The 10,069-nt window shown below is 45.5% G+C and carries 9 protein-coding genes; 6 read left to right on the top strand and 3 right to left on the bottom strand.

Annotated elements, in window-relative coordinates:
* The 6 genes from AAC033_RS16870 to AAC033_RS16845 form a co-directional block, all read left to right on the top strand.
* The coding region (locus AAC033_RS16870) for an SUMF1/EgtB/PvdO family nonheme iron enzyme (protein WP_339740270.1) at window positions 1–1,467 on the top strand (1,467 nt) is incomplete at its 5' end.
* A 17-nt stretch (window positions 1,468–1,484) separates the two neighbouring features.
* The gene (locus AAC033_RS16865) at window positions 1,485–2,837 is read left to right on the top strand and encodes a Gfo/Idh/MocA family oxidoreductase (protein ID WP_339740268.1); all 1,353 of its coding nucleotides are present in this window, start codon (window positions 1,485–1,487) and stop codon (window positions 2,835–2,837) included.
* A 113-nt stretch (window positions 2,838–2,950) separates the two neighbouring features.
* Entirely contained in the window at window positions 2,951–3,880 is a 930-nt protein-coding gene (locus tag AAC033_RS16860; RefSeq protein ID WP_339740266.1) for a glycosyltransferase family 2 protein, read from the top strand.
* Window positions 3,880–5,949 carry a tetratricopeptide repeat protein gene (locus tag AAC033_RS16855; protein ID WP_339740264.1) on the top strand — a complete coding sequence of 690 codons (2,070 nt, stop codon included), beginning with the start codon at window positions 3,880–3,882 and terminating at the stop codon, window positions 5,947–5,949. Before AAC033_RS16860 ends, AAC033_RS16855 begins: the two co-directional genes overlap by 1 nt.
* Before the next feature lie 28 nt (window positions 5,950–5,977).
* On the top strand, window positions 5,978–6,232 hold the full coding sequence (locus AAC033_RS16850; protein WP_339740262.1) for an LPXTG cell wall anchor domain-containing protein: 255 nt from the start codon (window positions 5,978–5,980) through the stop codon (window positions 6,230–6,232).
* A 539-nt stretch (window positions 6,233–6,771) separates the two neighbouring features.
* Window positions 6,772–7,245 carry a hypothetical protein gene (locus AAC033_RS16845; RefSeq protein ID WP_339740260.1) on the top strand — a complete coding sequence of 158 codons (474 nt, stop codon included), beginning with the start codon at window positions 6,772–6,774 and terminating at the stop codon, window positions 7,243–7,245.
* 63 nt (window positions 7,246–7,308) lie between these two features.
* Here AAC033_RS16845 and AAC033_RS16840 read toward each other — a convergent pair whose 3' ends face one another.
* From AAC033_RS16840 to AAC033_RS16830, 3 genes are read right to left on the bottom strand one after another with little or no spacing between them, the layout of a single operon-like run.
* Window positions 7,309–8,265: a Gfo/Idh/MocA family oxidoreductase gene (locus AAC033_RS16840; protein WP_339740258.1), complete on the bottom strand. Its 957-nt coding sequence runs from the start codon at window positions 8,263–8,265 to the stop codon at window positions 7,309–7,311.
* Window positions 8,262–8,846 carry an acyltransferase gene (locus tag AAC033_RS16835; RefSeq protein ID WP_339740256.1) on the bottom strand — a complete coding sequence of 195 codons (585 nt, stop codon included), beginning with the start codon at window positions 8,844–8,846 and terminating at the stop codon, window positions 8,262–8,264. Before AAC033_RS16835 ends, AAC033_RS16840 begins: the two co-directional genes overlap by 4 nt.
* Window positions 8,847–8,887: 41 nt before the next feature.
* A complete protein-coding gene (locus tag AAC033_RS16830) occupies window positions 8,888–10,009 on the bottom strand; it encodes a DegT/DnrJ/EryC1/StrS family aminotransferase (RefSeq protein ID WP_339740254.1) in 1,122 nt (373 codons plus the stop codon).
* Between the last annotated feature and the right edge of the window lie 60 nt (window positions 10,010–10,069).

The raw sequence follows: 10,069 nt of genomic DNA, 5'->3' as shown, positions 1-10,069 counted from the left end.
GGAGCAATAGCTTGCGTGGTGGTAATTGGCATGGGAAATAAAGCGATGGAGTACACTTCGACGGACGACTATTGTATGTCGTGTCATGTGCATCCGCATGCCGAGCAAAGCTGGAGACTTTCAACGCACTACAATAACAAATCCGGAGTGATAGTCCATTGCATTGAATGTCACCTTCCTCCCAAGGGGCACGGACATTTGGCGGCCAAGGCCAAGCATGGTTTTAAAGACGTATATGGCATGCTGTTTAAAGACAGCGCTGACTATCATTGGGAGGAAAAGCGGAAACTCGAGAATGCCAAAAAATTTGTTTACCAGGATGCCTGCTTGAAATGTCATCAGAATTTGTTTCCAACCACCCTTTCGCCGGAAGGCGATGATGCTCATTTGTATTATTTGACGAGTAAAGAGGAACTGCGCTGCATCAATTGTCACCTGCATGTTGGACATCACGATCCGAATGCGAAACACGAGCACAATTTAAACTTTGGGCAGTTGGCCAGCCAGGCTGTGGAGATTTACGAAGAGCCGGCCCGGGTGGAATCTTTTGAAGATTTTACAGAGAAAGTTCCTGGAACCAGTGTATCGTTTGAAATGGTAGCTGTTCCCGGCGGAACCTTTCAAATGGGGAGTCCGGAGGGGGAGCCGCTGCGTGATACAGATGAAGGCCCCGTTTTTCAAGCTAAGGTATCAAGCTTTTGGATGGGGAAAGTGGAAGTGAGCTGGGAAGAGTACCTTGCATTCTTCAACGCTACATCTTCGCAAGGGCGCAAAGAAGCGGTGGATGTTGACGAAGAAGTAGATGGAATAACCGGGCCAACGCCGCCCTGGGGGGCGCCTGACCAAGGTTGGGGCCGTGGAGCGCGCCCCGCTATTACCATGAGTTGGCATGCTGCCAATACGTATTGTCGCTGGCTGAGTCAGAAAACGGGCAAGAAATATCGTTTGCCTACTGAGGCTGAGTGGGAGTATGCTTGTCGTGCCGGCTCTCAAACGCCGTATCCCTTCGAAGGAAGTCCGAAGGATTATTCGTCCAAAGGAATTCTAAGGAAACTGTTTTCACCTGATACGACCGTGATTAATTCGTACGTTGCTTACGAGCAGAATAGCCGGGGAATGACGAAGTATCCGGACGAAGTGAAAGCCAATGCTTTTGGGCTTAAAAACTTGCCAGGCAATGTAGCCGAGTTCTGTCTTGATTATTACGATCCCGATATTTACCAGGCCTACGCCGGCGAAGAAATCGTTGTGAATCCGAGGGGGCCAGCCAAAGGTAGGGAGCATGTGATTCGGGGAGGCTCGTTCAACAGCGATGCCAAGGATGTGCGCTCAGCAGCTCGTGATTTTACCAAGACTAAAGCCTGGTTAATGACTGATCCGCAGATGCCAAAATCAATTTGGTGGTACTCTGATGTCGTGGAAGTTGGTTTCCGCGTGGTTTGTGAAGTAGATGAAACAATTGAATAACAAATAAGCTTTAATCAATGACGAAACAATCAAAAAATATTAACCGGCGTCGGTTCTTGGAAGCAACAACTGCATTGGCAGGAATTGGGGCTATTGGAGCGGGGGCGTTTCTTTCGTCCTGCAAAAACTCCAAAGGAGCTGACGCTCTGGGCTTGCCGCCCATTTTGAAAGCTGCCCCGGCAGGGAGAAAGCTTCGTGCTGGCTTGGTAGGAGCCGGAAACCGGGGAACGGGAGCAGCCATCAACTTTATCAGCGCCGGGCCGGATTTGGAGATTGTGGCTTTAGCCGATGTTTTTCAGGATAAAATTGATGCCTGCCGAAAAAGGTTCGCCGATTACAAACGGCCGATCCCGGAGGAAAACTGCTTTGTTGGGTTTGATGCCTACAAAAAATTGATGGCTCTTGAGGAGGTTGATGTGGTTCTATTGGCTACACCTCCCCAGTTTCGTCCCGAACATTTTAAAGAAGCAGTGAAGCAACAAAAGCATGCTTTCCTCGAAAAGCCCATGGCTGTTGATCCGGTTGGAATCCGATCGGTGATTGCCACGGCAAAAAAGGCCCAGGCCATTGGCTTGAACGTGGTAACCGGCACGCAGCGCCGCCATCAGGAAGATTATATTGAAACTTACAAACAGGTAGCCAATGGTGCGATTGGTCAGATCACTTCGGCCAAAGCCTACTGGAATCAGAACCACGTTTGGTTTCGCACACGCGAAGAGGGCTGGGATGATATGACTTACATGGTCCGGAATTGGAATAACTTCTGCTGGTTGTGTGGCGATCATATTCTGGATACGCATGTACACAACATCGATGTGGTGAACTGGTTTGTTGGCCGTACGCCTGAGAGTGCCATCGGTTATGGTGGTCGCGCACGACGTCTGACTGGTGATCAGTACGACTTTTTCAGTATAGATTTTGACTATGGAAATGGCGTGAGTTCGCACAGCATGAGCCGTCAGATTGACAATTGTGCCAACGGAACCGGCGAGATGGTGGTGGGAACGGAAGGGTATACAAACTGTCAAAATACCATCTGGAACCTGGATGGGTCGGTGAAGTGGAAGTTCGAGTACCCGGTTGGCGAAGACGGACAAGCGATGAATAAAGTAAAAATTCCGCCTTATGTGCAGGAACATATGCATCTGGTTCATGCCATCCGGACGGGAGAGTATGTGAATGAAGCTGAGCAGACTGCCAATTCAACACTGACAGCCATTATGGGAAGGACCGCGGCTTATACCGGACAGAAAGTGACCTGGGATGAAATTTTTAAGTCGGATATGGATTTGGGGCCCAAAGAAATACAATTTGGACCTGTCGATATGGAATTTCCGGTACCTGTGCCGGGAACTCCGCATAAAGCTTGATGAAAACGATCAAGCCAACTAAACCTCTATAAACCAAGATTGGGGAAGCCATTGGGCTTTCCCTTTCAAAAGCAGACGGTATTGAGAAGCGTTTAACTTAAAGGACATAAAATATGATCTCGCTGGTGGTTCCAATATTCAACGAAGAAGAGCTGATTGACGAATTAGTTCCCCGGACAGTCAAAGCACTGGAGCAGATTGCGCCCGATTTTGAATTGATTCTGGTTGATGATGGAAGTGTTGATGCCAGCTTAGACCGGTTGGTGAAATACCAGCAGCATGACCAGCGAATAAAGGTGATTCAACTTTCCAAAAATTTTGGGCACCAGGCTGCCTTTACAGCGGGGCTGGAGAACGCTTCGGGTGATTATGTTGCCATGATGGACGGCGATTTACAGGATCCGCCTGAGCTGTTGAAGCAAATGCACCAAAAGCTAACTGAAGAGGATTACGACATTGTTAATGGCACGCGGTCGGGGCGCAAAGGAAATAAGGCCAAGAACTGGCTGACCGGTGTGTTTCATTTTTTGTTTAAAACCATCGCCAATATTGAAGATCTGGAAAATGCCGGAAACTTTTCGATGATGAACCGAAAAGCACTGACAGCGCTTCTGTCGATGGAAGAGCGAGTGCGCTATTTGCCTGGTCTGCGCAGTTTTGTTGGTTTTAAGCAGGGGGCCGTTGATTATGTGCGTGAAGACCGCTTGCAGGGCGAACCCAAAATGACCTTGGGAAAATTATTTGTACTGGCAGCCGATGCGATTTTTTCCTTTTCCAAGTTTCCCATCCGGCTTTGCCTCGTTTTGGGCATGGTGGGAACGGTTGTTTTTATGCTGGCCGGCATTTATGTATTGGCCGCTAAATTTGCAGGCTTTGCTTTGCCAGGATGGTCTTCAACCGTTTTGAGCATCTATTTTCTGGGGTCGATCCAGTTGATTTTCCTTGGTGTTGTGGGCGAGTATGTTTATCGGATTTATAAAGAATCGCAAAAACGCCCGTTGTATTTTATCAAAAAGATTTACCAATCCGAAGAAGAAAAATAATGCGTGAACACCACCTGAAAATATTATTCTTTGCTTCTGCATTTTTGCTGTTGGTGAGCTTACTGTTCATTAGCCGCGATGCCGGAATTTCGGGCGACGAGGAGGTTCATTATTTACATTCGGAAGAAGTTTTCGAGTACTTTGCCACCTTTGGCAAAGACCGCGATGCCCTGAACACCCCTCAGACGCATCTTCAATATTACGGACAAACGCCCGATAATATGGCTACCATTTTGATCCATTGGTTTGGTATTGAAGATGTGTATGGTTTTCGGCATTTGTTTAGCAGTTTTATTGGCTGGCTATGTATTGTGGTTGCAGCCTGGTTTGCCGTTTGGCTAAAAGGCTACCGTGCCGGAATCATCACTCTTATTCTGTTTGCTGTTTCGCCCCGTTTTCTCGGGCATCTACAAAATAATTTAAAAGACATTCCTTTTGCCCTGGCCTATATTGCCGGTGTGTTTTATACACTGAAATTAACCTATGCCAGATTTAAGTCAAGCTCACCAATTTCGATTTCACTTTTAATTGCGAGTATTGCTTTTTCCGTCAGTATCAGGGCAGGAGGAATCTTATTAGCCTTTTATTTGCTCTTCGCCGGAGTGCTCTTCTATGTCGTTGAGTACTTCGACCGAAGGCAAATAAAATGGGGCGATGTTCAGCGCACGTTTGTTAAGTTGCTGGTGTTTTCGGCTGCAGGGTATTTACTTGGCCTTTTGTTGTGGCCCTACGCGCTTCAAAACCCGATCGTCAATCCGTGGAAATCGTACCAGGTCATGACTGATTTTCCAACGACCATTCGTCAGATTTTTGAAGGCCAGTTTGTGTGGTCCGACCTGAAGCCGTGGTACTATCTGCCCAAGTACATGCTGATTACTATTCCTTTGGTTGTTTTTACCGGCCTGGTATTGTTTATCTTTTATTCCAAATCGGTGCTTCGCGAAAGGCACCGGATCACGTATGGTTTCTTGATCCTAACGACTATATTTCCCGTCTTGTATGTCATCTTATTGAAAGCGAATCTCTACGGGGCCTGGCGGCATTTTCAGTTCGTTTATCCCGGCTTGGTTATTTTGGCGGCTATCGGAATCAATGAATTTTTGGTTCAAGCGAAATTGAAGTGGGTGAAGGTGGCTGTCGTTGTTGTTTTTGTTGGCCTGTTAATTCATCCGGTTAGGTTTATGACCAAATCCCATCCGTATTATTATTTGTATTATAACCAGTTGGTTGGGGGGGTGAATGGTGCATACGGAAAATATGAAACCGACTATTATTACCACACAATGCGAAGTGGTGCGGAATGGCTCAGTGGTTACTTGAGTGAGAATAATTTGAAAGGGCGTCTGGTGGTTGGCAGCAATTTTCCGGTGAAATGGTATCTGCGTGATCATCCCAATCTTCGGTTCGAACAGTTTCAATACCAGTTTCGAAACGATAAAAATTGGGACTATGCGATCATTGGCAACAGTTACATTCAGCCGGGACAGCTGATGAATGGAAATTTTCCGCCCGAGGGAACTATACATGTGGTTGAGGTGGATAATGTGCCGTTGTGTGCAGTGGTAAAGCGAAGGACAAAAGCCTCTTGGCTCGCACTCGAAGCTTACAGGAATAAAAACTATGCCTTAGCTGAAGATAACTTTAAGAAAGCATTGATTCAGTACAAAAAGGACGAGCATATTTATTATCGACTGGGAAAAAGCTTAAGTTTGCAGGGTAAAAGTACGGAGGCTAAAGAAGCGCTTGAAAGCGCGTTAAGTGTGAATCCGAATTATGAGCCAGCACTGAAACTGATGGGTCAGCTGGCATTTCAGGAGAACGATGTGGTAGTTGCTAAGTATTATTTTGAGCACTTGCTGGAAGTGAATCCTAAATTTTTTAGTGCTTATGTTGAGCTGGCGGAGATCTATGATCAAACGCAGCCGGAACGAGCTCGGGAGCTTCTGAAGACCTGTTTGCGGATTTATCCAAAATACAAACCTGCAATTCGGGCGCTGGCTGAAACATACCAAGAAACACATCCCGAAATCGTGGATAAGTATTGGGAATATCTGAATACATTTAATTAGACAGGAATAATAACTAAGGAGGAATAAGATGAAACAAGTATTATTGATTTTAGCGCTTTTCGGTATGCTTACCGTTGGCGCATTGAGCCCTGTGGCAGCACAGGAGCCAGAGGAGGATCTGTTTGAAATGGAGGATACCTTGTCGATTGATGACATGGATCCGGTGTTTTACGAGGCTGAGGAAGACCAGGGTAGCTCATCAACCACTGTGGTGTTGATTGTTGTTGCTGTAATCGTGGTCGGAGCCGGTATCTATTTTGTGACCAAGAAGAAGAAAAAGTAGTTGCCGGGTGATTGCCTGCAAAAAAGCTCCATGGAAACTCCTATGGAGCTTTTTTTGTGCCGAGCTGTCGTGTTACGCTGAAACTCACAGGAATCTGTACTTATTGCTTTCAGTTTACGTGTCAAATAATCATAGTTTATGATGAGATGCTTCTGCTTTAAAATAAATATAGCTAAAAGGGAGGTTTTTGCTTTCAATTTTAAATGGGTGCTTTAGTGTGACTTTTTTAGTCTCATTCAAGATTAATTTTTGGATGATATCTCACGCATATGTCTTCTGTAATAGTTGCGTTAAGGGAATATATGCTTTAGAACATGTTTTTTAAAAACTATAAGATGTTTGCCTCCTTTTTTTTATTTCATCGGCTTTAAGTTCATTTAAAATCAATTTTTGTGATCAATAATTGATTTTTTACTTTTAATTTGAAAGTGGTTTCTTTTTAACAAAAAAGAACTATGCGTTTTGTCAGGTTTTAATGATTTTTACCAGCCTATTTTTGCCAGTGTTGAAACAACAATAAATCATTAAAACAATTTGTCATGAAAAGGAATAACAGAATTATCGGCTTTTTACTTGTTGCTTTGTTTGTATGCTCTTTAAGCGTTTTTGCTGGCGGAGAGACTACTTTTGTTGATGATTATAAGATTTCCTCAAAAGAAAATTTCGAACCCACAAAAGCTTTTCAGCAAAGTTGGGAAATCACCTATGGCGAATCAAAACGACCCGTTCAGGTTTTGTTGAAAGAAACCAAAAAAGGTGAAGAATATATCATCCGCACCAATTATTTTGAAGTGAAGTATGTGAACTCTGAAAAAGGATTTGGCGCACGGCCGATGAACGTAGCAGATATGATCGTGCCGGAAAACCTGAATGCTCAGGTAATCAATGATCAAGAGCTTGGCAGGCAGGAAGTGATTAGCCTATCGAAAGTTGACCGTCAGAAAGCCTTGGATTTGATTGCCGGGTTTCTTCCGGAGTTGGTTAACAGTCAGTACAAGAATATTCTCAATTAACCCCTTGTTTTAATAATAAAACAGCAAACACCAAATAGCCGCTTCCCCCCAGAAGCGGCTTTTCTATTGCCTTAAAAGCGGATGAAAATCGCCTGTTAGTCCTTTGGGCTCAAGGTTTCTTATCTCATGGACTATCGAAATTGAGGGTTTGGTATCGTGAAGTCCAAATCCTTCCCCGTTCAAAATATGCTGATAGCTCAGGGTGTGCAAATCGGTAAATCCGCTGCTGAAGTCAACTTCTTCTCCATCAACCGAAATGGACCGATAGGTTTGAAGTCCTCTTTCTTTTGCCGCCTGTGGAATATCGTTAAAGTTTAGACTTAGAAACCAGCGTATCCGCGCTTTTTTGAGTTGCAGGAAGCCGGCTCCCTGATCCGCTTGATGAATGTGAACTGTGTTTTGCTCAGGCTCACCAAAAATCCACTGAAGCATATCGAAAAAGTGAATACCGATATTGGTCGCAATTCCACCCGATTTTGTTTTTTCGCCCTTCCAGCTTTCATGGTACCATTTTCCACGCGAAGTAATATAGGTTAAATCGATGTCGTATATTTTGTCGGGCGTGGCCTGATCAACTCTTTTTTTTAGTGCGGCAATAGCGGGGTGTAGTCTTAGCTGAAGGAGATTGTAAACCTTTTGGCCCGTATCATTTTCCAGTTGCTCCAAAGCGTCCACATTCCAGGGATTCAATACCAGTGGTTTTTCACATATGGCGGCGGAGCCGTTTCGCAGTGCCATCCGAATGTGGGCATCGTGCAAGTAGTTGGGCGAACAAATGGAGATGAAATCCAGCGGATTGCCTTGGCGCTGACGCTTGTATAGGTAGCGGTCAAAACGCTCGGGCTCCAGAAAGAAACTGGCTTCCGGGAAATACCGGTCCAGGATGCCAACGCTATCGAACTTATCCAGGGCGGCACACAGATGTCCGCCCGTTTCTTTTATGGCATGAATATGCCGGGGAGCAATGTAGCCGGCAACTCCAATCAGTCCATATGTTTTTCCAGTGTTTATCGTGCTCATTTTGATTCTTCCTTTGATGAGGATCGGATTAATAGTCCGTCTTTTTCTTCGTATTTTTCACCGGTTTCAGGGCAAGTCAGCGTTTTATCCAACACGGCACCTACGCGGCTCACCCATCCCTTTTGTTCTGCAGGAACGCCAAGCATCAGCGCAAAAGGCTTGACATCCTTGGTGACGACGGCTCCTGCTCCGATCAACGCATATGCGCCAATTCGCACGCCACATAGGATCGTTGCGTTGGCCCCAATCGAAGCGCCGTGTTCAACCCAGGTCTGCTGGAATTCCGTTTTTCGTTCGACGAATGAGCGCGGGTTGACTACATTGGTGAATACGCAGCTTGGTCCACAAAATACATCGTCTTCCAAAATTACCGAATCGTAAACACTGACATTGTTTTGGATTTTTACACGGTTGCCAATCCGGGCTTTTCCGCCCACAAACACATTTTGACCAAAAATGCAGTGTTTTCCAATTTGAGCCGAGCCCATCACATGCGAAAAGTGCCAGATTTTGGTGCCGGAGCCAACTTGTGCTCCCTGGTCAATGATAGCTGTTTCGTGTGCAAAATAGGATTTATCCATTTTAAATATTTTTTTACCGCAGAGGCGCAAGGTTGCGAAGATTAATTCTTCTCTGCGTCTCCGTGTGGTTGATCTTCTAATAGTCCAATTAGAGCATCTGATACGAATTCAATCTCTTCTTTGGAAATAAATCCGTGGATGGGAAGCGAAAGCACTGTTTCGGAAAGCAAATCAGCTACTTCAAACCGTTCATTGCTTAAGATCTCATCCCGGAAAGCTTCTTGCTTTGGTAAAATTACCGGATAATGCAGGGCTGTTGGAATTCCTTTTTCGGCCAACTTTTCCCGAATCTGGTCGCGGTTTTCGATCATGATGGTGAATTGCGCCCAAGTACTTTCGCGGCCATCAGCCACTTCGGGCAAAAGCACCTGATTGTTCAGCAGGGATGAATAAAGCGCGGCTGCCTGTTGCCGGGTTTTGATTTCCTTTTCAAAATTTTTCAACTTCACCTGTAAAATGGCAGCTTGCAGGGTGTCCATTCGTCCATTGATTCCGATAAGCTTGTGTTTGTATCGCTGCTCTTGTCCATGAGAGCGAAGGATTTTTACCTTGCCAGCCCACTCGTCGTTGTTTGTGAAAATGGCCCCGCCATCGCCATAGCAGCCCAGCGGCTTGGCTGGAAAGAAGCTGGTGGTGGCCAAATCAGTCAGCGAGCAGGAACGTTGGCCATGGTAAGTGGCACCAAACGATTGGGCACCATCTTCGATCACCCAAAGTCCATGTTTTTTTGCAATCTGGTTGATAGCTTCAAAATCGGCACATTGCCCGTAAAGCGAAACGGCAATAATTCCCTTGGTGCGAGGTGTTATTTTGGCTTCAATTTTATGAATGTCAATGTTGAAATCGATGGGCGAGACATCCACAAAAACAGGATGGGCCTTGTAAAAGCTGACCATCGATGCCGGTGCAATAAAGCTAAATGCCGGACAAATCACCTCGTCGCCAGGCTGCACATCCAGTGTCATGAGCGAGAGTAAAAGCGCATCGGTTCCTGAGCTACATGCCAGCGCGTGTTTAACCCCCGTAAAATCAGCCAGCTTTTCCTCCAAAAGTTGAATCTCTTTGCCGTGAATAAACGAAGCCGAGTCAATCACCGACTGGATAGCCGCATCAATTTCGGGACGGTAGGCTTGGTACTGCTTGTTGAGATCGTTAAATTTCATTTTCAGCATTAAGGATGCATAAAAATAACAGGAAAAGATTTAGGAATATTACTTTTGTTA

It is taken from the genome of uncultured Sunxiuqinia sp. (assembly GCF_963974515.1).
Lineage (GTDB): Bacteria > Bacteroidota > Bacteroidia > Bacteroidales > Prolixibacteraceae > Sunxiuqinia.
This window is presented reverse-complemented; position numbering and strand designations above follow the sequence as displayed.